The 25,103-nt window shown below is 59.6% G+C and carries 16 protein-coding genes; 5 read left to right on the plus strand and 11 right to left on the minus strand.

The annotated features are described in order from the left end of the window. The first annotated feature begins 315 nt into the window (after positions 1-315). On the plus strand, positions 316-1,719 hold the full coding sequence (locus C0V97_RS14125; protein ID WP_127103211.1) for a PLP-dependent aminotransferase family protein: 1,404 nt from the start codon (positions 316-318) through the stop codon (positions 1,717-1,719). A 329-nt stretch (positions 1,720-2,048) separates the two neighbouring features. After that, on the plus strand, positions 2,049-2,285 hold the full coding sequence (locus C0V97_RS14130) for a hypothetical protein (protein ID WP_127103212.1): 237 nt from the start codon (positions 2,049-2,051) through the stop codon (positions 2,283-2,285). Between the two features lie 25 nt (positions 2,286-2,310). On the opposite strand, the gene C0V97_RS14135 is transcribed toward C0V97_RS14130, so the two are convergent. The 8 genes from C0V97_RS14135 to glgA all read right to left on the minus strand — a co-directional run bounded on the left by C0V97_RS14135 (position 2,311) and on the right by glgA (position 15,468). Continuing rightward, positions 2,311-3,414: a glycosyltransferase gene (locus C0V97_RS14135; RefSeq protein ID WP_199751887.1), complete on the minus strand. Its 1,104-nt coding sequence runs from the start codon at positions 3,412-3,414 to the stop codon at positions 2,311-2,313. After that, complete coding sequence (locus tag C0V97_RS14140) at positions 3,411-4,361, minus strand: glycosyltransferase family 2 protein (protein ID WP_127103213.1); 951 nt, start codon at positions 4,359-4,361, stop codon at positions 3,411-3,413. The genes C0V97_RS14135 and C0V97_RS14140 overlap by 4 nt, the downstream gene beginning before the upstream one ends. Next, positions 4,358-5,491 (minus strand): hypothetical protein, encoded by a 1,134-nt coding sequence (locus tag C0V97_RS14145; RefSeq protein ID WP_127103214.1) that lies wholly within the window; start codon positions 5,489-5,491, stop codon positions 4,358-4,360. The genes C0V97_RS14140 and C0V97_RS14145 overlap by 4 nt, the downstream gene beginning before the upstream one ends. Beyond that, positions 5,488-6,897, minus strand: a complete 1,410-nt coding sequence (locus tag C0V97_RS14150) for a glycosyltransferase (RefSeq protein WP_127103215.1) — start codon at positions 6,895-6,897, stop codon at positions 5,488-5,490. Before C0V97_RS14150 ends, C0V97_RS14145 begins: the two co-directional genes overlap by 4 nt. Before the next feature lie 227 nt (positions 6,898-7,124). Further along, a complete protein-coding gene (treY, locus tag C0V97_RS14155) occupies positions 7,125-9,761 on the minus strand; it encodes a malto-oligosyltrehalose synthase (protein WP_158625432.1) in 2,637 nt (878 codons plus the stop codon). 2 nt (positions 9,762-9,763) lie between these two features. Then, entirely contained in the window at positions 9,764-11,521 is a 1,758-nt protein-coding gene (gene treZ / locus C0V97_RS14160; RefSeq protein WP_127103217.1) for a malto-oligosyltrehalose trehalohydrolase, read from the minus strand. A 23-nt stretch (positions 11,522-11,544) separates the two neighbouring features. Further along, positions 11,545-13,776: a 1,4-alpha-glucan branching protein GlgB gene (glgB, locus tag C0V97_RS14165; RefSeq protein ID WP_127103218.1), complete on the minus strand. Its 2,232-nt coding sequence runs from the start codon at positions 13,774-13,776 to the stop codon at positions 11,545-11,547. A gap of 48 nt (positions 13,777-13,824) precedes the next feature. Further along, positions 13,825-15,468, minus strand: coding sequence for a glycogen synthase GlgA (gene glgA / locus C0V97_RS14170; RefSeq protein WP_127103219.1), 1,644 nt, complete (start codon positions 15,466-15,468; stop codon positions 13,825-13,827). Positions 15,469-15,670: 202 nt separating this feature from the next. Between glgA and glgX the strand changes: the two genes are divergently transcribed. Continuing rightward, positions 15,671-17,803 (plus strand): glycogen debranching protein GlgX, encoded by a 2,133-nt coding sequence (gene glgX, locus C0V97_RS14175; protein WP_127103220.1) that lies wholly within the window; start codon positions 15,671-15,673, stop codon positions 17,801-17,803. 45 nt (positions 17,804-17,848) lie between these two features. Here glgX and C0V97_RS14180 read toward each other — a convergent pair whose 3' ends face one another. Beyond that, on the minus strand, positions 17,849-18,298 hold the full coding sequence (locus C0V97_RS14180) for an Lrp/AsnC family transcriptional regulator (protein ID WP_127103221.1): 450 nt from the start codon (positions 18,296-18,298) through the stop codon (positions 17,849-17,851). Positions 18,299-18,415: 117 nt separating this feature from the next. Between C0V97_RS14180 and C0V97_RS14185 the strand changes: the two genes are divergently transcribed. Then, complete coding sequence (locus tag C0V97_RS14185; RefSeq protein WP_127103222.1) at positions 18,416-19,873, plus strand: aminotransferase class V-fold PLP-dependent enzyme; 1,458 nt, start codon at positions 18,416-18,418, stop codon at positions 19,871-19,873. Between the two features lie 48 nt (positions 19,874-19,921). Here C0V97_RS14185 and crcB read toward each other — a convergent pair whose 3' ends face one another. Together crcB and C0V97_RS14195 are read right to left on the minus strand one after the other, a co-directional pair. Continuing rightward, entirely contained in the window at positions 19,922-20,356 is a 435-nt protein-coding gene (gene crcB, locus C0V97_RS14190) for a fluoride efflux transporter CrcB (protein ID WP_127103223.1), read from the minus strand. Positions 20,357-20,434: 78 nt separating this feature from the next. Continuing rightward, positions 20,435-22,138: a glycoside hydrolase family 32 protein gene (locus C0V97_RS14195; RefSeq protein WP_127103224.1), complete on the minus strand. Its 1,704-nt coding sequence runs from the start codon at positions 22,136-22,138 to the stop codon at positions 20,435-20,437. Between the two features lie 571 nt (positions 22,139-22,709). Here C0V97_RS14195 and C0V97_RS14200 point away from each other — a divergent pair. Next, entirely contained in the window at positions 22,710-24,935 is a 2,226-nt protein-coding gene (locus tag C0V97_RS14200) for a TonB-dependent receptor domain-containing protein (protein ID WP_233582184.1), read from the plus strand. Positions 24,936-25,103: the final 168 nt, after the last annotated feature.

Consider the following 25,103-nt stretch of genomic DNA (forward strand, 5'->3'; position numbering starts at 1 on the left):
TAAACGTTATTATTTTGAAATAACAAAACGGAATGACATGCTCTGTCAACGATGATTCTCGTTAATTTTGAAAACCACTATAAAAAACAGTGCAAATGGAATGGTGTAAATGAAATGGTCTGGCCTTCCTGGTCCGGAAGCAGGACAGAATGCTTCGAGCCATGATGCGGGACGAGTAAGGCTGATCGATCAGGCCCGTTGCGACATTTCCGAAGGGAGATTTTGACGTGGCAGCGCTTTGCAGCATTCCCGCAACGCGAAAAGGAGCGCTAGAAGAGAGAAGAGACGCTGACGGGCAAGGAAGGAGACAGGCAGATGGCGGATGAAGCCTATCTCGGGGAATGGAAAGCCGCGATCAGCCGGAATACCGGAGCGCTCTATCTCGCCATTGTCGAGGCTATCGCGCATTCGATCCGGAAGGGAGATCTGCAGGAAGGGGAGAAACTGCCACCCCAGCGGGTCATTGCGACGCGGCTTGGTACAAATCTGAGCACAGTGACCCGGGCGATCTCCGAGGCCCAGAAGCGCGGCCTGCTGGATGCCACGATCGGACGCGGAACATTCGTTCGGATCAATGCTGGTGAGGGGTCCTGGCGGCAGACCGATGCAAGTGTCATCGATCTGACAATGAATTCGCCACCCTTGCCACGCGACCCCGCATTACAGGCTATGATCCAGGGAGAGATCGGCGCGATCTTTCGCCATCAGGATGTGCAGTCTGTCATGTCCTATCGTGTTACAGGCGGAACGCAACAGGACCGGCAGCTTGCGGCACAATGGTTGCAGCCCGTTCTCGGCCGCCGTCGTGCGGGAGAGATCCTGATCGTGCCCGGTGCCCAGGTAGCGCTTTCTGCCATCATGAGTTCTCTCGTGAAGCCGGGTGAGGCCATCGTCACGGATCAGTTGACCTATCCGGGAATGCGGGCGATCGCGGCGCAGCTTGGTTACGTGTTGCTCGGCACGGAACAGGACCATGAGGGGCTGATCCCCGAGGCACTGGACGAGCTCTGTGCCCGACATCGGCCGCGCGTCCTTTATTGCACCCCGACCCTCCACAACCCGACCACAGCAACCTGGTCAGTCGACCGTCGCGAGGCGGTTCTGGCCATTGCCCGCCGACATCAGGTGCAGATTGTCGAGGATGATCCTTACAGCCTGTTGCTCAAGGCGCCACCTCCAACCCTGGCCATGCTCGATCCATCACGGGTGCTCTATGTGGCGACCCTTTCCAAGGTGCTCAGTCCCGGATTGCGTACGGCCTATATCGTCCTGCCAGGCGCAGAAATGACGCGGCGTATCACGGCGGGAGTCAGGGCTATATGTCAGGCCAAGGCGGGGCTTCTGGACGCCCTCGTCTCACGCTGGATCGAGACCGGACTTGCCCAGCACTGCCTGCGTAGTATCCGGGACGAACTGACCCAGCGTCACCAGACCCTGCGCCAGATCATGGGAGCGCGCGTGGCCGATAAAAGCCCGAGCCCGCATGTCTGGCTGCCTCTGCCGGAATGGTGGAGCAGCGCCGATTTCGTGGCTTTCGCGCGCCGTCAGGGCCTCGCTCTCGTGCCGAGTTCGGTCTTTGCCGTCAACGGGCCCCCGCCTGCCGCCGTGCGTATGGCGCTGGGGAGCGCGCCCGATCTGGCGGGGCTGCGTGAGTCTCTCATCAGTCTGCGTTCCGTACTCGATTATCGTCCCGCCATAGGTTTTTCCGACATCGTCTGAAGCGAGACGAAGTGATGTTGCGATCACGAAAAAGAGAGAATAAAAGGCAATATTTTCAATGGCATGGATGGATCGGGGGAAAATGTTTCGTCTTTTTCGGGTGATTGTACCGCCTTGTCGTCGTCAATCCCGATGAGGATCGCCCATTGATTTCATTGTATGGTTATGTGGACCAGACAATTTTTTGCATCAGGCGTCAAATTCGGGCATGGTGCCTCGAACTTCCCGCAGGGCCATACGGGTATTGCGGGGCAGAAAATCGGAACTTGATATTCCTTTGGCGCCGGACCGGTCGATCAATGCCGACGCCTCTCTCACGGAGAGCCAGAATGAGCGCAGAACTCGCCAACCCGACTTTGGAGATGCAGGAAAAATCGGCCCTGCGTCGCTTGCGCTATCGTATGGGGGCCATGGTGGTCGGTGTGCTGATGTTCCATGTCTGCCTCGCCTGGGCCATTGCAGGCACGTCGGTCGACATGCAGGATCATTTCCACACCAATTTCTGGGCGCTAGGGGCAACGCTTTTCTGGGCGATCTTCGCCGTCTACAACATGAGCGTTTCGTGAGCGGAGCGTACGAGACGCCATCAGGTTATCCCGCCCGCGCCTGATCGCTTACCGGGGAGGCAGCCGCGATCACCTCCCCATAAAGCTGCTCATAGGCGTCGATCATGCGGTCAAGGGTGAAACAGGAAGTCACCCTCCCTCTTGGTGTGCTACGCTCGATCGTTCGCGCTTCCCGAATGGCGCAGGCGAGGGCTGAAACATCCTGTGCCGGCGCGAAACGCCCTGCCTCGTCGCCGATGATTTCGCGCGCAGCTCCCTGATCGAAGGCCGCAATGGGAAGGCCACTCGCCATGGCCTCGATCGCTACCAGGCCGAACGGCTCATCCCAGCACGGCGTGAAGAGAAACAAGGCCGCCTTGCGCATTTCGAGCGAGAGGGCCGCGCCGTCAATCACCCCCTCATAGGTGATGTTGTCATCGAGATAGGGCGCGATCATCGTGTCGAAATAGGCCTGATCTTCCATATAGCCGAAGAGCTTGAGCCCAATACCAGCCTGACGAGCTGCCTGAACGGCGTGATGCGGCCCCTTATTGGCGGTGATGCGTCCACTCCACAAAGCGTGATCTCCTGCCCCTGAAGAGAAGGGCCAGAGTGTCGGATCGATGCCGTTATGCACCACGGTGCTGTAGGGCGGTACGCCATCGGGCCACCAACAGAGATTCTGCCGGGCTGAGGTCACCGTCGCACGGTGGGTAGTACAAACCGTGTCTCGTACCACGCCATGGATCGCCTCAAAGGGGGGAACATGCAAAGATGTCAGGCAGGGCAGACCGGTCCGGCGCGCTTCCTGCAGGATGAAGCGATGCAGGGAGTTGTTGTGCACCACGTCGAACGCGCCGCTGAAAATGCGGTGACGGGCCGCGCCGAAATGTCGGTCAAGCAGCGGGTAGAGCCGCGGGTCCGGCGTCGCGTTTTCCCATGGATAATCCCGATCGTAGTGTACGGGCAGGATCGGGTCGATGGTGAAGCGTGCGTCACTGTCTCCCGCAGCGAAAAGCGTGACCTGGTGGCCACGTGCCTCCAGCCCCCGGGCCAGATGAAAGCTGTGCGCTTCCATCCCGCCCTTGAAGGGTTCTGCAATGGGATGCCTAGGATGTGCGACAAGCGCGATCCGCAGCCTGCGGCTCATTCTGCGGCCATGGTTATGGGGGCGACAGCAATAGGCTGGGCTTCTCTCTCACGCGCCTCCAGAATTCTGATGACCGAGGTCGTATTGGCATAGGGCTGGTGGCTCTGCTGTCCCGTCAGCGCCAGATCTCCGGCATCCGGTGCGCGCAGAATGCGGATGGGGCGACCCGGCGTATCATCGATCAGCCCCATGAGCCTGAAGGCATGCAGCCAGTGCCCCATCGTGCGGTAACCCCATTTGCGCTCGAAGAGCTCCGCATTGCGCACAACCGTTTCCAGATGATGCACGGGCGGCATGTGGTGGGCGTGATGCTGGTGGTAGACCCGCGCGCCATTGACCCAGGCGAGTTGTCCTCCACCCAGGGTATAACCTTTCGCGTAATCCGTGTCCTCGCCGCCATAGCCGGTAAAGGCTTCATCGAACCCACCGGAAAGATCGAAACGCTCATGTCGTATCGCGAAATTCAACGACCAGAAGCAGCGATAATCAGGGCAGGGCTCGACCCCATGCGCAGGTGGTCCGCGTCGATCGGAATGCCGCTCGCAGACCTGTTCGAATGCTTCGTAGCTCCATCCCGGAGAGGCGGTGTTCGCAGGGAGATACTGCACCTCTCCCATCAACAGCGCATCGTGCGTGTGCAAGGCGTCACGATATTCGCGCAGACACTCTGGTGCCGGGATACAATCGATATCCAGAAAGACCAGAAGCTCACCACACGCGACTTGCGCAGCCTTGTTGCGCGCCTCGGCCAAGCGTAACCGATCCGTCTTGATACGGATCTGCCGTACCGGAAAGGGCATTTCCGGGAGGGCCTCATACAGGTTGTCCTGCATGACGGCGATGATCATTTCATCAGGCAGAACAGTCTGGCGTGACAGGCCGAGCATCATATTGCCCAGATGGGCGGCGCGCCCTTTCGCGAGGGTCAGCACTGAAATTGTGGTCATGGCAGCAATATCTCCCGGGTGATGTCGGTGTGATCATTCCAGAAACGCGCAATCAGCCCCTCGATCCAGAGCGCTGTGCGTTCGGCGGGGCGATCGTCGATGGCGGCTCGTTGCAGGTCTGGGGCGTGGCGCGCGTAGGCTTCGGCCAGAGCCTGTGTCCATGCCATGCCCGAGGCGGGCAGATGGGGGCGTGTGACGGCCATCTGGGCGGCTTCCAGACATTCCGCCTTACGGTGCTGCTCATCGAAATAGCGCCATTCCGGTATGGCGAGCCAGGGCTTGCCCGCCGCCAGAATCTGCTGGCAGGTCGTGTTACCCGTGCTGGCGATGATGCAGTCGGCCGCTGCCACGTAATCGGCGGCATTGCCGACCCAGCCGTGATGCTGGAGGTTACCCGGCTCGGTGGCATGCCAGTCGCGCTGTATGGCTCCGATGGTGAGCCATAGCGCCTCTGGTCGATTACGTGCGCCCACCGTGATAGGAGCCTCGCTCATGCCGGTGCCTCCCCCACCAGACATCACGAGGATGACCTCGCGTTTGTCATCGATACCGAGGCGACGGCGTGCGATTTCCTTCTCAGGCAGGATATCCGCCTTGCCGAGCCCCCCTGCAAAGAAGATGCGGCGGCGCAGTTGGGCATCCCATTCGGGTTGAGCCAGCCGCTCGGAAAAAGGTGCCAGAAGGCCAATGGCGCCGTCATAGGCAGCCTGATGGCCCTCATCGCTGCGATCACCGTGCTGGAGCACCTTGATGTGGGGAACGCTGCAGAGGCGGCTGAGCTGAGCGATCTCGGCTGAGACATCGCAAATCATGAGCGCGGGATCGGCCTCAGCAAACCATGACACGATCTCACCCATGGCCTTGCGTATGCCCGGCCAGCCGAGGGGCGCGCAATGGAGGGTGCGCGGCGTGGGTATGTCAGCCAAAGCCGGGTTTTCCTGGCCTGTCGCTTCGAAAAGCGACGGGATGCGGGTCAGGGAAACATGCGCCGGCAATTCGCCGAAGAGGTCATCACGCGCGCAGAACAGCCTTACAGGGCGGGTTGTGGGCAGGGCATTGACGACGGCCATACAGCGCTCGGCATGACCACGCCCCTGATGATGAACGAAATAGCCGACAGGTCTGTTCACGGGCGGCCTCCAGGTGTTCCCGCGATATCGGCGAGGGCAAAGGGAAGGGGGGCAATGTCAGGCAGAAGATCGACACGCCCGGAGGGAAGAGCCGCATTGCGCGACGGATATGCGCCCTCCGTACGGCTCATGAGATCGCGATAGAAATCGATCGACCCGCGCGCGAACCCTTCCCATCCGAGACGGGCCTCGGCCTGGCGCGCGTTCTGCGCCAGGCTGGACCAAATGGCAGGCCCGTCGATAATGCGGTGCAGGGCACCTGCCAGCGCAGCTTCCGATTCAGGGGAGATCAGGATACCATGCCCCAGACTGCCAATGATATCGACGGGGCCACCCTGATTGGTGGCTATGACCGGCAGGCCGACACAGGCCGCCTCCAGCAGAGTCAGGCCGAAGGGCTCGTGACGTGCAGGATTAACGAAAACACCGTGGCTGCGGGCGGCGAGGCGATAAAGTCCCGCGACATCATCCGCTTCATGACGTCGAGGAAGCGCGAAACAATCAGCCAGGCCATATTCGGATCTGATCTCCCGCAGCGTGTCGATCACACGCGCTTCTTCCGAGCCCGCGATCAAGCCGCATTGCTGTCCGGCCAGGATCACCAGATTGGCTTTTCTCTGCAACTCCCGGTCTTGCGCATAGGTCCGGGCGAGAAAGGCGAGATTCTTCTTCTCAACCGGTCGGGCGATGGCAAGAATAAGCGGCCGCTCCGGAGCCTGAAGATGACCCTCTATGAATTCCATCCCGTGATCGGCGCTGCCGGAAGACAGTCTTGGAACCCCCGGTGCGATCACGCGAAGCTTTGCGCGACTTGCGCCAACGCCGTAGCGCGGGATCTGCCGGTTCGCTTCGTCACGCGTTGATACGATGATCCCGTCCGCTCGACGCATCGCCTCTTCTTCCCGAACGATGCGTGCCTTCAGGGCCGGACATTCGGCGGCACCACTCAAAAGCTTGTCCATGCCAAGCGCATGGGGCGTGTAAAGCAGGGGAATACTCTGGGCGCGCGCCAGAGCGAGCCCCGGTACGGCAGCGTCGGCAAAATGGGCATGAACAATATCGATGCGTCGATCCGCCCGGGTGGCGTGGTCCAGCAAGGCCTGGGTCAGGACGGGCAGTTCTGACAGCAGCCCGTCTTTTTCCAGATAGGGGGCGTTTGCAGAGCCGATGCGCAGGATCGACACGTTCTCGGCGACGCGCTCTATTTCCGTGTCATGGATGAGTCCAAGACGTTCATCTCGAAATCGTCTCGTTACGATAGTGACGTGATCGACTTCCGGGCAGCGCGCCTGCGCTTTTGCGGCTTCCAGCACGTAGGCGATATGCCCGCCTGTATCAGGGGTAAGACCATAGGTGACGGGGGGAGCGCGGAGGCAACCGCCAAGCGCAATATGGAGTATATGCACGCGTCACCTCACCTGTGGGGCGGTGTAACGTCTTCGCGAGAGATCGGGTTGCGGCGTGCAACGCACAGGAAAGGATTACGGGCAATATTGATGCCCAATGATGCCGGAAAAGCCCAAAGGGAGAATATGATCGCCCCGGATATGCGAAGCTGGGGAACTTCGGGAGAATTGCTTTTTCCTGCTTCGGTCAGGCGTGAGTTCCTTACCCCGCCTGACCCCAACCGGATTCAGTCCTGCCTGACCAGGACATCGAGGGGAACACGCCCATCCAGATAAGCGAGGGGCAAATCCCCCCCCTGATGGGTCACGCCCTCATGGAGCAGGCTTCTCCAGGCGCCCCGCGCCGGAATATGGGTTTTCGCCCATCCCTCATGGCGGGTGGAAAGCGCGGGCGCCGGTGAGAGCGCCATGGTCAGGCGGGGCGCTATTACCAGGCAAGCGCCCTCGGGGCTCTCGCGCTCGAAGGCGATAATATGGTCGGACAGGGGACCTGTCGGGGCCAGGGAAAGGTAACGACCGGTCTCGAACAGGTTGGGGTTGCGCAGGCGCAGATCGAGTACGGTCTCGATCAAAGCCTGCTTTACACGACCCGTTTTCCAGTCTGTGGCGCTGGCCGCGAAAGAGACGCCCTTCTGGTTCATGGCCTGATGACGCGTGTAATCGACAGGGCGTCTGTTATCCGGATCGACAAGACTGAAATCCCAGCATTCGCGCCCCTGATAAAGGTCGGGAACACCGGGGCTGGTCATACGCAGCACTGTCTGGGACAGGCTGTTGAGCGCTGCAGATGGGCCGATATGAGCGAGGAGCCTGGTGATCTGCGCACGGAAATCACCCGTGATGCAAAGCTTCGCAAAGGTCAGGCAGGCTTCTTCATACGCCTCTTCCGGGTGGCTCCAGCTTGTCCGCTCACCTGCTTCGCGCAGCGCCTTCGTCAGATAGGCGCTGACGCGCTCCGGGTAGGATTCCTGTTCTTCCTCAGCCAGAGGCCAGGAGGAGATCAGTGTCTGCAGGATGAAATACGCATCGGCGGGAACAGGAGAGAGCCCGTGGGAGGTTTTTTCAAGGAGATCCTGTGTTTGTTCCAGCCAGGAGGCGGCGATATCTGGCCACTTGGCTTCCGGCTCACTCAGCACCATCAGTCGCGTGCGGCCGTCTTCTCCACGTTTGTGATCATGGGTCGCTGTGGTGAGCAGCGCCAGGGGATGGTTCGCCTGTCGCTCACGGTTGGTCATATGGAAGGCGAGCGGTGAGGCGGCGAACCGATCGGGATTACATCCCACATCATTGCGCGAGAGCAGGCGGGCGTAACGATAAAAAGCCGTGTCTTCCCCAGCCTTTGCCGTGAGAGGCGCTGTCAGATGCTCGAAGCGCTCGAGGATATCCTGCCGCTCCGTTGTGTCGATACGCGCATCGGCCAAAAACTGGCAAAGCTGGTCGAGCAGCGCATGCTGGTACGAAGGAAGGAGATGCTGCGCAGCGAGACGTGCCCGGTCGATAGCGCGGAAATCCGCTCCGGAATCGCCTCCGTCAGCGAAGTAGCTGCGATAGACAGGAAAGACGATCAGAAGGGCACGCAGGACGGTCCCAAGGGCGTGGGGCGTGATATCGCGCTCTTGCTCAAACTGTTTCTGCAGAAGACTGACAAGCGTATCGAAATCCGCAACGAACGAGGTATCCAGTTTTTCGATGCGTGCAAGATGCTCGACATCCTCGAAATCAGCCATGCCCAGTTCAGACCAGAGCGCCGTCAGAGGGGCCTCGCCGGCAGGATGATGGAGCAGCAGATCCACCTGCTCAAGGAAGTCATAGCCCGTCGTGCCTGTTACAGGCCATTCGAGCGGCAGAATCTCGTTGTGCTGCAGTATCTTCTCGATGAAGAACGGGGCCTGATCCTGTAGCCCTTCCGGACGCTCGCGCCGCAGCCCGTCGAGCTTGGCACGCAAACGGGAACAATATTCCGCCGGGCGCGCGAGACCATCCACGTGATCGACGCGAAGCCCGTCGATGAGGCCCTCACGATACAGTTCGAATACGAGCTTGTGGGCGTCCTCAAAGACCTCCCGACGGTCCATGCGCAACGCCACGAGCGAGGTGACATCGAAGAATCGGCGCCAGTTAATCAGATCACCCGCAGCGCGCCACCAGGCGAGGCGGTAATGCTGGGCATCGAGCAGCGTACGCAATCTTGCGCGGCCCTTTTTCGTGTGATGGTCAACCAGTTCGTTGAGGCGCCCCAGAAGAGCCTTGCCGTCATCGGGTTTCTGGAAGCTTGCGTCCGCTTTTCTCGCGGCAGGGAGCCCGGCCTCCCCCATTATTTCGGTTGCACTTTCGGGCGACAGAGGAAAACGATGATCGCCATATAGAAGGTCGAGCGTTCCACCGCCTTGGGCATAACCAAGCGTAAGCCCCCCGGCATGGATGATATCAACCAGCGGGTCGCCCAGAAACGGAAGAAGGACCTTGTGATGCAGACTCGGGTCTGGGGGTGTCCAGTCGATATCGAAGTGCTGTGCATAGGCGCTGCGCTGTCCCAGACGCAGGACATCCATCCACCAGCCATTATCCGGCCCGACGCCCATATGGTTGGGTACAATATCCAGCAAAAGCCCCATACCTTCCTGGCGCAGGCGCGCGACCAGCCGCTTCAGACCGTCAATCCCGCCGCGGTCAGGATCGATGCGATGGCAGTCGATCGTGTCATAGCCATGCATCGACCCGGGTGTGGAAGCCAGAAGTGGCGAAGCATAGAGATGGCTGATACCGAGTTTGCGGAAATAGGGGATGAGTGGAATGGCGTGATCGAAAGTGAACTCGCGATGAAACTGCAGGCGCAGCGTGGCAGTCAGGGGAAGGCTTTTCATGATCATGACTCCAGACCGGCGACAAGGCTGCCAGGTGGGACTGTGTCTACTGCCCGTCTGGTGGCAGAGCTATAGAGAAGCTGGTCCGGTTCATTGATCCTGCAGGTTTCGTGATCGGACAGGTTGAGCGCTATCGAGAGAATGGTGCCATCATCGAGCTTCCAGCGCGCGAGTACCGATTTATCGCCGATTACCGTTGCGCCCAGACTATGGACATCGGCAAGCCGGGGCACGAGGTGGCGCTTGCGCAGGCCCAGAAGTGTGTGGGTCCGGTCGAGCCAGATACGCCCATCCAGCGTCGCCCGTTCCTCCCGGTCAGGGCGAGACCGATCGAAGGTTGAGAGCGCATTTGGATCCGGGATGCTTTTGCGCTTTTCCGGGTCTTGGAACGACGAAAATTTGGCGAATTCCTTGCGTCGTCCTTCACGGACAGCATCGGCCAGATCCCCCTGGAAGTCGCAGAAGAACAGGAATGGCGTACGGCATCCCCATTCCTCTCCCATGAAGAGCATGGGCACCATCGGGCTCAGGAGCAAAAGCGCATAAGCCGCATGGACGGCGTCGGGTGAGGCGAGTGAAATGAGGCGCTCCCCGAGCGCCCGGTTACCGGTCTGATCGTGGTTCTGCAGAAACAGGATGAATTTGGAGGCAGGGAGGTCGCCGCTCGGCATGCCACGCTTCTTGCCCGAATAAGGGTTCATCTCGCCCTGATAGGCAAAGCCCTCCTGCAGGACGCGAGCAAGGATTTCAGTCGGGTTATCAGCGAACATCTCATAATAGCCCTCCTTTTCTCCTGTCAGCATGACGTGCAGAACGTTATGGCCGTCATCATTCCACTGGGCCGTGAACCCATCGCGCAACAACCCGGCATCGTTGTTCTCGTTTTCCAGAATGAGATGGACCTGGCGGCCGGGCTCGACCACCTCCCGTACCTTGTCGCGCAGCTTGCCGAACCACGCGTGGTCGGTAATCGCCGAGGCCGCGTCGATGCGGACACCGTCGAAGCGGAACTCCAGCAACCAGTACAGGACGTTATCGATAAAGAAGGTCGCGACCTCTGGCTTGGCGAAGGCAATTCCTGTGCCCCAGCTTGAATTGTTCTCGTGATCGAAAAACGCTTCGGCATATTCATGCAGGAAATTCCCGTCAGGGCCGAAATGGTTGTAGACCACGTCGAGAATGACCATGAGCCCCTTTTCATGGGCTGAATCGATCAAGTGCTTGAGTGAGTCGGGCTCGCCATAGGCCGCCGTCGGGGCATAGGGCAGGACGCCATCATATCCCCAGTTTCGTGTGCCGCCAAAGCTGTTGACCGGCATGATCTCGATAGCAGTGATACCGAGCGCCTTAAGCTCATCCAGTCGGTCGCGGACACCGTCAAATCCGCCCATCAGGCCTGCATGGAGTTCATAAATGACGGCTTCCTGCCAGGGGCGTCCCGCCCAGCGCGTGCTGCGCCAGACATAGCCGCTCGGATCGGTCACGACGCTCGGGCCGTGAACGCCTTCTGGCTGAAACCGGCTTGCCGGGTCGGGAACGGCGAGGTCCCCGCGGATCCTGTAGCGATACCGTGCACCAGCAGGGCAGGAGGCTATGAGGCTGAAAACGCCCTCGGCATCGCGATCCATGGGCTGGGGAGCATCATTCTCGATTTCGAGTGACACGCTCTCGCAGGAAGGAGCCCAGAGCGAGAAACGCGTGGTTCCGTCACTCTGGGGGGTGGCACCGAATTGGGTCTCGTAAAGATATCCTTGCGGCATCGGTGCCTCCTGAAAAGGGAAGTTCAGCCCCGTCTGGGCATGAGATACATGACGGCGAGGGGTGGAAGCGTCAGAACGAGAGAATGTTCCATCCCATGCGCAGATTCTCGCGATGCCGTGATTGGCCCCTCATGAACGATGCCTGAACCACCGAAGAGATCCTGATCGGTATTGAGCCTTTCAACCCAGTCTCCACCCATCGGAACGCCGATGCGATAATCATGATGCACCACCGGCGTCATGTTGCAGACAACAAGGACAGGATCGGCATCAGGGGCCTGGCGCAGCCAGGCAAACACGGTGTTCTCGGTGTCGTCAGCGATGACCCAGCGAAAGCCGTCATGCTGAAAATCACGCGACGAGAGAGCGCGCTCGCTCTGATACAGGCCATTGAGCGCCCGCATCGTCTCGAAGACGCCGCGTCCGAGCTTGTCGTTCATCCGGTGCCAGGCAAGCTCGCGGTCATTGTGCCACTCTTCCCATTGGGCAAATTCGCCCCCCATGAAGAGGAGTTTCTTGCCGGGATAGGCCCACATGAGTGCGTAATAGGCGCGCAGATTGGCGTGTCTGCGCCAGTCATCGCCCGGCATGCGCGACAGGAGTGAGCCTTTGCCGTGCACCACCTCGTCATGCGAAAGGGGCAGGATGAAATGCTCGGTATACGCATAGATCATCCCGAAGGTGACGTCGGAACCGTGATACCGGCGCCAGAGTGGGTCCTGCTGCATATAGCGTAGCGTGTCATGCATCCATCCCATGTTCCACTTGTAGCGAAAGCCCAGCCCGCCAATCTCGGGCGGTGCCGTGACGCCTGGCCATGCAGTGGATTCCTCGGCGATGAGCATCGCATCATGACAGTAATCCCGCACAATCCCTGACAACTCACGCATGAAGTTGACGGCCTCGAGATTTTCACGCCCCCCATAGATGTTCGGGCACCACTCCCCATCCTTGCGGCTGTAATCGCGGTAGAGCATCGAAGCAACGGCATCCACGCGCAGTCCGTCCACGTGGAAATTGCGCAGCCAGTAGAGTGCGCTTCCAGTCAGGAAATTGCGTATTTCTGTCCTGCCGAAATTATAGATCAGGGTGTGCCAGTCCTGATGATAGCCTTCCTTCGGATCGGAATGCTCATAGAGATGTGTCCCATCGAACAGGGCGAGCCCATGCGCATCCGTTGGAAAATGCGCCGGTACCCAGTCAATGATGACCCCGATAGAGGCCTGATGGCATCGATCCACAAAGCGGGCGAATTCCGCAGGGGTACCGTGACGCGATGTCGGCGCGTACATGCTGAGGGGTTGATACCCCCAGGACCCGGAAAACGGATATTCGGTGATCGGCATGAGCTCAATATGGGTGAAGCCCAGATCCTTGATATAGGGAATCAGCCGATCGCCCAGATCGTTCCAGCTGATGTAGCCGGTCGGGGAATTGATCCGCTGCCACGAAGGCACATGCAATTCATAGATCGAGATCGGCGCTTCAAGTCCCTGACGGCTGGCGCGTTCGGCCATCCAGTCCTGATCTTCCCAGTGATGCTCCAGCGGGGGTGCAACGATGGAAGCGGTTGCAGGCGGTAACTCGGCGTAGCGCGCATAAGGATCGGCCTTGGCAGGCAGAACGGTGCCGTTCTGCGCCATGATCTCGAATTTGTAGCGCTCGCCCGAGCCGATACCGGGTACGAAAAGCTCCCAGATACCCGCGCTGTGGCGCAGGCGCATCGGATGACGGCGGCCGTCCCAGATGTTGAAATCTCCGATGACGGAAACCCGCAGGGCGTTGGGTGCCCAGACGCTGAAGCGCACACCTGCGACACCGTCGACTTCCGCAATATGCGCGCCCATGATCTGGTCGATATCGCGGTGATTACCCTCGGAAAACAGGTAGAGATCCAGATCGCCGATCAGCGTACCGAAGCTGTAAGGATCACGGGTTTCCTGCCACCCGTCAGCCCAGAGAATGCGCAGGCTATAGCGCGGGGCCTGAAGGCTGATCGTTGCCGCATAGATGCCGCGCTCGTCGATGCGCTCCATCTTCTTTTCAAGCGGTGGCTTGCCCTTTCGTTCGGCGACCAGGCGCACCTCGACCGCGTCAGGATAGAAAACGCGGACGATATTGCCCCGGCCTTCCCGGTGGCGGCCCAGATAGGAGAAAGGGTCGTGGCAGCGCCCCTCGACGATCGCGTCGATCAAGCCCTGCTCCTGAGGCTTGGGGGATTTCTCAGTCACCTGTGTCAGTGTGGTGTCGGTCATGGAATGGAGCGTCTCGCCTCGAAAAAGTCTACGTCAGAAAACGGAGCGTCAGGCATTGGTGCCGAAGCGGGGCAGGTCCGTCCGGCCAAGCCCTGGGTTGCGGGGACGGCTTTGCGGCATTCTGGCCGTACGGGTGAACGAGGTATTCGGGCTCAGAGGCATGCCCATGTCGCTCAGGCGCGGGGCGATATCGCTGTCCCCTACGATGCGTACGGGCGCGCGGCCCGTCATCTCGAGCAGCAGCCGGGCGTAATGCGCGGCTTTGCCATGCCAGGATACGTCATGCAGAGACCCGTTTCGCTGCAGGCGTGCCCAGACAGATTTCTGTCTGAACAGCTTCTTGCCGTGCTTGATGGCGCGATACAGTGCATCTGCCTGCGTCGGGGAGAACAGGATGCCATTGGCCACGCCCTCCTCGATGGCTGCGGCATTTGCATCGACAATCGTGTCGGTCAGACCGCCCACGCGGGCGGCGATCGGCACGGACCCATAGCGCAGAGCATGAAGCTGGGTCAGGCCACAAGGCTCGAAGCGCGACGGAATAAGGGAGGCGTCCACTGCGGAATGCAGGCGGTGACCCAGTGTCTCATCATAGCGAAGATGACAGACAAGATTTCGAGGATAGGCAAGTTGCAGGGCGCGGAAGGACTGCATGATGTCGGCATCGCCCACGCCAACAACGGCGAGCTGGATATTGGCCTGGAAAAGGCGTGGGGCGATCTCGGCAAGGATATCGACGCCCTTCTGCCGGGTCAGACGGCTGACAATCCCGAGAAGCATGGCATTGGGGTCCTGGGGTAAGCCGAACTCTGCCTGAAAGACGCGTTTGTTGGCGCGACGACCGGCGATATCACCAATGGCATAAGGGAAGATCACGGCGGGGTCGGTCAGCGAATTCCAGTCATGCAGATCGATGCCGTTCAAGATGCCATGCAGGGCGCCGGCTCGGGCGCTCAGCAGGCCCTCGAGCCCCATGCCGTTCTCTGCGGTCTGAATCTCTTCGGCATAGGTGGGTGACACGGTGATCAGGCGATCGGCGATCTGCAGCGCCGCTTTCATGTACCCGACCTTGCCATAGAACTCGACACCGTCGACGGCGAAAGCCCGCTCGGGCAGGCCGATGCGCGGCAGAAGTTCGCGCGGGAAAAGCCCCTGGAACGCCATGTTGTGAATCACATGAGCCACGGGCGGCGCGGGCAGTTCGTCATAGCGCAGATAGGCAGGAACGAGCCCGGCCTGCCAGTCATGGGTCATGACGGCATCAGGGCGCCAATTGGGCAGGCAGCCCTGAGCAATACAGGCTGCTACGCGCGAGAGCACGGCAAAACGGATGTCATTGTCCGGCCAGTCGCGGCCGTCCGGGCCGAGATAGGGGCCGCCGGGCCGATCGAAAAGCTCCGGCACATCGACAGCATAAAGATGATGGCCATGCGCCGTCCCCTCCCATACCGTGGCGCGATACCCCAACATGTCATGAAACACATAGGCCTCGGTCTTCTGGACCAAGGCGCTCATGACCGAGCGATAGCCGGGCAGAATCGTTCGGGTCCGTACGCCATGATGACGCAACGCGACGGGCAGCGAGGCTGCCACGTCCCCGAGTCCTCCGGTCTTCACGAAGGGGAACATCTCTGCCGAAACGGAAAGGAGCTGCAGATCTGTCGGAATCGCAACGATCTGGTCTGTCGGCATGGCGAGCCTCATCTTTAGGCATTTGCGGAAGAATTCGCAGGAAAAACGTATGTTAATACTTGTGGAACGCGGGGGAGCTAAAATCGTTATCCGCTCGCGTTTATGTTATCAACTCTAATCCATCCCGGAGCGTTAGGCCTCACGTTGTCCCGGCTCGATCTGTGAAAAGCCTGGCGCAACGGGTCAGGATGGAAAGAAAATCATGAGTGATTCCTTTGCAAAACGCCTGAAGGAAGGGAGCCCCGCCGAACGCGGTGCCGTTTATGACGGCAAGGGCGTGAACTTCGCCGTGTTCTCGGCCAATGCCGAGGCGGTGGATGTCTGTCTGTTCGACCAGAATGGCGAGCGCGAGACGGACCGGATCAGGCTCCCGGAATATACGGACCAGGTTTTTCACGGCTGGATCCCGGATCTGCGTCCCGGCCAGCTTTACGGGCTGCGCGTCCATGGACCTTACGAGCCCGATGAAGGACATCGCTTCAATCCCAACAAGCTGCTTCTCGATCCCTATGCTCGCGAGCATTTCGGAGAGATCGAATGGAATCCGGCCCTGTTCGGCTACCAGCTCGGTCATGCCGACAAGGATCTGAGCTTTGATGAGCGCGACAGTGCACGGTACATCCCCAAATGCGTGATCACTGATCCGGCGGCCCAGCATCTGCGCCCGCTCGGAACGCGTTGGTCCGACACGGTGGTGTACGAGACCCATGTCCGAGGCTACACGCTCAACCATCCTCGTGTTCCGCGTCGCCTGCGCGGGACCTATGCCGGTCTGGCCAATCGCCATGTGATCGAGCATCTGAAATCGGTCGGGGTCACGGCCATCGAGTTGCTGCCGATTCAGAGCTTCGTAGCGGACGAATATCTGGTCGATAAGGGGCTTACGAACTACTGGGGCTACAACACCATCGGCTTCTTTGCGCCTGACACCCGCTATGCCGCCGATCAGGACGATGCGATCTCGGAGGTCCGACGCATGATCGCGGCCTATCATGAGGCCGGGATCGAAGTAATCATGGACGTTGTCTATAATCACACGGCAGAAGGCAACGAACTCGGCCCGACCCTGTCATTCAAGGGGTTGGACAACGCATCCTATTATCGCCTGATGCCGGACAACAAGAGATTCTACATAAACGATACGGGAACAGGTAATACCTTCAATCTCACCAAGCTTGCTCCAATACAATTCGTTGTCGATAGTTTGCGTTACTGGGCAAATGAGATCGGCGTTGACGGATTCCGCTTCGATCTCGGAACAATTCTGGCCCGTGAACTTGATGGCTTCGACAGTGAGTCCGGGTTCCTGCGCATCTGCCGTCAGGATCCAACGCTGACCCATCTGAAGATGATCGCCGAGCCCTGGGATGTCGGTCCGGGCGGGTATCAGGTGGGGCATTTCCCACCGGGCTGGGCGGAATGGAATGACAAGTTCCGCGATACAGTGCGTGATTTCTGGCGCGGCGAGGCCAAGGCCGACGTTTTGGCACCGCGTCTGCTCGGCAGTCCGGACATGTTCAACCATTCCGGTCGTCAGGCCTGGGCAAGCGTGAACTTCATCACGGCCCATGACGGATTCACCCTGCTCGATTGTGTGTCCTATAATGAGAAACACAATGAGGCGAATGGCGAAGACGGCAAGGATGGGACCTCGGATAACCGCTCCTATAATTATGGCGCGGAAGGGCCCACCGAAGACGCCGAGATCAATGCCATACGCTGGCGGCAGTGCCGTAACATGCTGGCGACCCTGATCTTTTCCCAAGGCACACCCATGATCCTTGCGGGGGATGAGTTCGGGCGCACGCAAGGGGGCAACAACAACGCCTATTGTCAGAATAACGACATCTCCTGGGTCAACTGGAGCATTTCCGAGGAGGGCGCGCGCCTTTCCAAATTTACCTCACGCCTGCTCGAATTGCGTCGTCGCTTTCCCATCCTGCGTCGTTCACGCTTCCTGACCGAGGCGTATAACCCCGATCTCGATGTGAAGGAGCTTACCTGGGTCAGCGCATCGGGAAGCGAGATGCACCAGGATGAGTGGTCACTGGCGCAATGTTTCGGGCTGATGCTCGATGGCCGTGCGCAGATGAGTGGCATCATGCGGCGCGGTGGCGATGCAACGCTTCTGATCATCCTCAATAGCTGGCACGATGTCGTCGAGTTCGCCCTGCCCAAGGCGGAAGGCGAGGACTGGAAGCTCCTGCTCGATACGAACCGCCCGGATGACGGTGCCGCTCTGGAGGATGAGCATTTTGCCCAGGAGCAGATCTATACGGTCACGGGTCGATCTGTGCTCTTGTTCGAGCTGATCACGAAGCCTGAGGGCGACTGAACCTGACGAAGGCAGGCGGTGCCCCGATAGTCGCCTGCCTCTTCATCAGACGGGCATGTCCCGGTTATTGGCGATGGCCTCCATCGAGAGATAGGAGGTCACCGTATCCAGTTCGACCTTGCTGATCAGGGTCTGGTAGATGCCATCAAAGGCATTCATGTCCTTGGCCACAATCTTGAGCATGTAATCGTAATCCCCGGCCAAGCGGTGGAAATCGACGATATGGGGGATGGAGAGTACGGCCTCCCGAAACTGGCTGAGCCAGTCATGGGAATGGAAACGCGTACGCACCATCACGAATACGGTGACCCCGAGCCCGACAGCCTCTTGCGAGAGGCGTATCGTCTCGCCCTCGATCACCCCGGCCGCGCGCAGGGCATGGAGCCGACGCCAGCAGGCATTTTGCGAAAGCCCGACCTTCTCGGCCAGATCACGTTGCGAGAGCGCGGCATTCTGTTGGAGGGCGCGCAGGAGTGCCTTATCAATATGATCCATGAAAACCACAAAAACAGATCATTTGATAGAAAGATAGCACTAATCGCGGTGTAGATAGGGAAGGTTTTCCCGGTTTGATCGCTCTATCGTGGCTTATCCCCTTTAGGAGCTGCCCCGATGTTCGACCCCGATACCTGTCTCGATGAATTTGCCCGCTCGCTCGGTGGCGCCGGCGGTATCGAGGCGCTGCGCAAAGGGGTGATTGGTGAGGGGGTGGCGGTCCCGGGACCCTTTGGTGATCATCCATTGGTTTATGCCGATTATGTGGCGTCCGGACGCGCTCTGCTCCAGGTCGAGAACTTCATGCTGACCCAGGTGCTGCCCTATTACGCCAACAGCCACACCCAGGCATCCTATTGCGGGCGTATGATGACGCGCCTGCGCGCCTCGGCCCGCGCCCAGATCGCCCGGCTGTGCAAGGCTCCCGCAGGATATAGCGTTGTCTTCACCGGATCGGGCGCTACGGCGGGGATCAATCGTCTCGTCAGCCTCATGGGCGTCGCCCAGAGCGTGGCGGAGGGACGCACCCCGCTCGTGATCATCGGCCCTTACGAGCATCATTCCAATATTCTGCCCTGGCGCGAAAGCGGCGCCGAGATCATCGAGATCGCGGAAGGTCCGCTGGGCGGTCCCGATCTGGCGATGCTGGAAGCCGTGCTTTCCGAGGCAGGTGCAGACAGGCTGGTCGTCGGGGCTTTTTCAGCCGCCTCGAATGTCACGGGAATCCTCACTGATGTGGATGCGGTCACGCGCCTTCTGAATGCCCACGGCGCGCGCTCGGTGTGGGACTATGCCGGGGGTGGCCCGTATCTGGCGATCGACATGGCAGCGGGCACACCTGCCCAGAAGGATGCGGTCGTGATCTCGTCCCACAAGTTCATCGGCGGGCCTGGTGCTTCTGGGGTTATGATCGTGCGTGATGAGGCCGTGGCGATCGCGCGACCCAGCCTGCCAGGCGGTGGTACGGTCCGCTTCGTCTCGCCCTGGGGGCATGATTACTCCGACCGCGTGAGCGACCGTGAGGAGGCGGGGACGCCCAATGTCGTGGGCGATATCCGTGCCGCACTCGCGTTCCTCGTGAAGGAGGCGATCGGGCAGGATGTCATGGATGCACGTCATGCGGCTCTGCGCGAGCGCGCCTATGCGGCCTGGAGCAACGTGCCGGAAATCGACCTGATCGGCGCATCCCCCGCGATACCCGCTCTCCCCATTTTCTCCATGCGTATCAAGGATTCCCAGCGCGGCGGGCACATCCACCAGCAGCTTTTCACCAGGCTTTTGTCGGACTGCTACGGCATCCAGGCGCGTGGCGGCTGTGCTTGCGCCGGACCTTATGCCCATCGATTGCTTTCCATCGACGCCCCGGCTTCGGATATTTTGCGGCGCGCAATCCTCTCCGGGCATGAAATCGACAAGCCGGGCTGGACCCGGCTTAATTTCAGCGTGTTGATGAATGATGAGAAGGTTGATCGCGTGATCGATGCGGTTGCCACTCTGGCACGTCAGCCCTACCCGATGGCGGATTTCTATCGCTGCGATGAGCAGACGGCGCGCTTCGAGGCGCTTTCCGCCTGAGCCCTTGTGCCAAAGGGAGGGCGCAGGCCTGCAGGCCAGGCTTGCGCCTCAGGCGTCTTCTTCGGTCTCGTTCTGCGCGATCTGAAAGGCACCAGCATTGAGCTTGGATGCGGCGAGATGTCCAAGCGATACGGCGCCAACGCAGAGCACGGCTGAAAGCAGGATATTGGCCAGTGCACGTCCCAGCGCGTCGGCGCGCAGCAGGTCTAGGGTCTGAAGGCTGAAGGACGAGAAAGTCGTATACCCGCCACAGATACCAACCATCACGAACAGGCGCATGTTTTCCGAAACCGGAAAGCGGCCATGGGCGAGCGTCAGCGTGCCGAAAAAGCCGATCACGAAGGACCCTAGCGTGTTGATGGCGAGGATCGTCCCCCAAGGCATGGCGCGGCTATAAGGGGCTGTCGCAACCGACATCAGGTAGCGGCCAAGCGTGCCGATAGCGCCGCCGAGCATGACGAGTAGACAGGTGGTGAAAGACATCGGGTCAAGATACTCCGGTCAGGGGCGTCTGTAGGGCCTTACCACAGGCCGTAGGCTCTGTTCAGGCCTGCAACAGGCTCAAAGTGCGGTCTGACGCGGCATCACTTTCTTCAGGCGGTAGAGCCCCAGCGTCTCGATGCTTGCTCCGGTCCCCGTCGCCTCCAGCTTCAGGAAAGTCAGAGGATTGGCCGGAAAGAGAAGGGCGGTCCCGACAGAGAGGCCGCCATTGGCGAAAACCTCGAGCGTACAGGCATCGAGTACGAGCCTGATATCGAAATGCCGGTCGTCGGGATTGAGAGGGGTCGAGAATTGTCCGGTGAAGAAAGGCTGCTTGAAGCCATTCAGATCAGCCCGGTCAATCCAGAGTTGACCGCTGAACGCATCGAAGCCGATGGTCAGGCTCTCCCCCATGTCATTGCCGAATACGATCACGAAGCGCCCGGTGCGTCCTTTGTCACCCAGGGGGAGATTGGGGGGCATCTGATCGACCGTCGCGCTCAGGGTCAACTCGAGCGCGACACCCAGCGGCAGTTGGACAGATGCGCTCGCCCCGGCGGCCAGTCTCCTGCAGGTAAAGGAAACCGGGGCCTCGCGCAGGGTTTCGAGCCCGCGCGGCGCTTGGGCGAGGCGCAGCCACCCTGAGGAGTCATGTCGGAGCGTCATGAGGCGCGGCAGGGTCATGCAGCCGCGCCAGCTCTGTGTCGGGAGTTCCTGGCAATATTGCCAATTGCCCAACCAAGCGACGGAGACAGCCTGAGTGCCCGGCATGTTCTCATAGACCTGCAGGGCATAGGCGTCCTTTGCAAAATCGGTCAGGCCAATCACCGTATCGTCCGGGGTGAAATGGCTGCCATCGAAGCTGCCCACGAAATATTGGGTGATGCTGCCGCCGGTTGGACCGCCCGGATTGACCGAGATGAACAGCACCCAGCGCGACCCACCACCCTCGACCGGGATCTCGATCAGGTTCGGGCATTCGTAATCGACCCCGAACAGACCCGATGGGCCGAAATCGCTCAGATGCACCCAGTGCTGCAAGTCGATCGAGGCGTAGAACGCGATCTGGTGCAGCCGTGCCTTGGCTACCACCATGACCCATTGCCCCGTGGGGATATGGAAGAAAACCTTGGGGTCACGAAAGGAATTGCTCCCGATATCCAGCACCGGGTTATGCGGAATATCCCTGAAGCTCTGGCCGTCATCCTCACTGATGGCGAGAAACTGCGTCTGTTTTTTCGGGGTCGCTCGCGTATAGAGCGCGACGAGTCCGCTCTTGCCCTCGGGGAACAGGCCCGAACTGTTGCGCACATCCAGTACGGCGCATCCCGTGAACGCCTCTCCGTCCTTCGTCTCGTTCAGCGCGATTGGCTGATCCTGCCACACGAGCAGATCCGGGCTTGTGGCATGGCCCCAATGCACATGGCCAGCATAGGGAGAAAACGGATCGAACTGATAATAGAGGTGGAAAACGCCGTTATCGAAAATGAGCCCGTTCGGGTCGTTCATGAAGCCGCTCTCGGGCGAGAAATGAACGGTGGGGCGATAAAAAGCATCGCTTTGCGTGCGGATGACCGGATGGGCCGTAGCTCCCGGCTGGTCGGCCGGTGAGGGATGAGATGCGTTGGGCTCGGCCTTGCGTTCTCCTTCAGGTGCTTTGGGGGGCGCTACAGGGCCGGGGGCGCCCTGCGCCAGCGTGGCTCCCATCAACCCACCTCCGGTTGCAGCGAGAGAGAGAAGCGCCTTGCGACGGCTCAGTCCTGACAGGACGGTGCATTCGGTCATGGGAGTCCTCTGGTCGGATACGGCAGGCGGTCGGCGTAGAGCCTTGAGCATAGGCTAGAGCGACCGTGACACCAAACCCTGTAGGGGCTGTCGGGCAATACGGGAGCCAGCCCTGACCTGACCGATAACGATATGTAACGAATCTTGCGTCAATAGTTTGATACACATATCGTTATCGAAATGACAAGGCCGCCGGCTTGGATCGTTTGACCTCATCTGCGGAAGGAACCTCATCATGCTTCGTGCAAACAGGGAGGGGCGTTGCGCGGTGTCACTCTTCGGGCTGGTCCGTGTCACTTTCCGGCCGAGAACGACCATGACCGGATTAGGGTTGGCTGGTCTGACAGTGACGGGCCTAACGGTTATCGGGCTGGCACCCAACGGGGTGGAGGTAAGCGGACTGGCGTTTGCGTCCGAGGCCCCCGCCCCAGTCCCACACATAACGGTGACACGGCGACATCGGGCCGGGCGCCCAGGGCCGATGCGTCAACAGGGTCCTCTTGGCGTGAGGCGGCATTCGGGCACGACCACACGAAGCGGCCGTTCCCAAATCGTGGATTCACCTGAGTCAATGGTGATTTCGGCGCATCGTATTGCCTCGCACGGGGCGACAGAAATGGTGACGCGACAGACCATGGATCATTTCACAGCCGGGACAAGCCCGATGCAGATTCTGGCCCTGACGACACCGGGGGCCAATTTCGCCTCTGACGATGCGTTCGGGCTCGATACGCTGGCAAACACGCTTTATATCCGCGGCTTCAACCAGTCTCAGCTCGGCGTCTCCATGGACGGTATCCCAATGGGTGGGCAGGGCTTCCATAACTGGAACGGGCTGGGCGTAGACCAGATGGCGATCCAGGAAAACATCAGTTCCATGACGCTCACACAGGGGGCCGGAGCGGTGGAAATGCCCTCAGCCCAGACGCTGGGCGGCGCGATTACCTTCACGACCGACGACCCGCAGGACAAGGCAGGAGGCCGTATCAGCCAGACATTCGGCAGCTTCGACCTGTTTCGAACCTTCGCTCGTGCCGATAGCGGTATTCTCAATTCGACGGGAACGAAGTTCTACGCTTCCTATGCCCGCACGGCACAGGATCTGTGGAAAGGCTTTGGCGACCAGCAGGAGCACCAGGCCAATTTCAAGCTGGTACAGCCCGTGGGCAGCCATGGAAAGATCACCGCGATCTTCGATTATTCGAATTTCGACCAGTATAATTTTATGAGCCTCACCAAGAATATGTGGCGATTGCTTGGGCGTAACACAACTTATCTCAAGCCCGATTACGCCAAGGCGAAGGAATACGCCTATTATGCGCAAAATGGTGGCATCCCACCGGGCCTACCTGCCGGGATCACCAATGACGAGGTCGGCGATTTCGCCTATGACGGAACGCAGGAGCAGCGGAATTATCTCTCGGCCCTGCGTGGAGATTTCGACCTTGCCTCGAATGTCACCTCCCATAGCGTGGCTTACGGTCATATCTCCAATGGCGTCTATCAGGGGACCAATCCGTTCCTGATCTCGCCTTCCTCGGGCACATTGATGGCCGATGAGGCAGGGCATCCCGATGTGCGCCGTCTCGGCCTGACGCAGAGTTTCGATATCAAGTTGCGTCGTCATACGATCCAGACCGGGCTGTGGTACGAAAATGACCGCTTCAATTACCCGATGCGCCTTTACGAGGATGGCGCAGATGCAGCCCATAATTCGAAAAGCGACTACTATGCCTATCAGGCAACGACCTGGTTTGCCGATTCCTTTAATACCAACACGTTCCAGTTCTATATTCAGGATGTCTGGCACCTGATGCGGGACATGACCCTCACAGGCGGGTTCAAATCGCTCACGCAAACCACCCATGGCGGGACGAGCTTCGATCAGACTGCTGCGCTGGCGGAAAGCTGGGGCACATATTACAGTCATCCGGCCTCAGGTAGTCTGACGGCCTCCAACGCCTTCCTGCCGCATTTCAACTGGGACTGGCATTTCGGCGGCCATCACGAACTGTACTGGGACATCGCCGAGAACATGCGCGCCTATGATTTCGGCACGCAATCGGGATCGGGCAATCCCTGGGGCGGGCTCGGTTCGTCGAGCAATTCGGCGCAGTCTGTTTTCGATGCCAGCAAGGCCACGCTCAAGCCCGAGCGAACTTGGAATTATGTGGTGGGGTATCGCTTCAATTCCGAATTTTTCAGCGGAAGTGCCGATTTCTATCACACTGATTATATCAATCGTCTTGCCGCAATTACCAGCGGGCCAACCAACAACATCTATGCGGCCTTTCTGAATGTCGGGCACGAAACCATGAATGGCGCAGACGTTCTGGGAGCCATCAGGCCAGTCAAAGGTCTAGAAATCACCAATAGTTTCAGCTGGAATAACGCGACCTACGAGGATTCCGCGTTTCCCTATAACGGTACGACCATCAGCATCAAGGGGAAGCATCAGGTCTATTACCCGAAGTTCATGTACAAGGCCAATCTAACCTATACATGGCATCATGCGAGTTTCAATTTCAATACGACCTACACGAGCCGCCGGGCCATGACCTATACCAATGACGAATACATCCCGTCATATTGGACTTCCAACCTGAATGCGAGTTATGATTTCGGCAGGATCCTGTTCGCCCATGAAATGAAACTGTCTCTCGGCGTCACCAATCTGTTCAACAGTGATTATATCGGTGGTGTCTATGGGGCGGCCTCGGTTTCGGGAGATGATAACGCCAATCTTTTCGTCGCTGCGCCCCGGGAGTTTTTCGGAACCATCGCCGCTCAATTCTGAGGCGTCGAGCCTCGACCAGGCCCGGAACATCCGCCCTCACCCTTCGGGGCCTGGGCGGAAGCCAGAATGGTACGAGCGTGGAGGGGAAGCATCGCTGATCGGGGAGAGCGCTCATACAGCATGCCCCGATCACGGAGTGGTGTTCTCAACACGCAAGAAATCATCAGT

This window comes from Asaia sp. W19 (genome assembly GCF_003994335.1).
Lineage (GTDB): Bacteria > Pseudomonadota > Alphaproteobacteria > Acetobacterales > Acetobacteraceae > Asaia.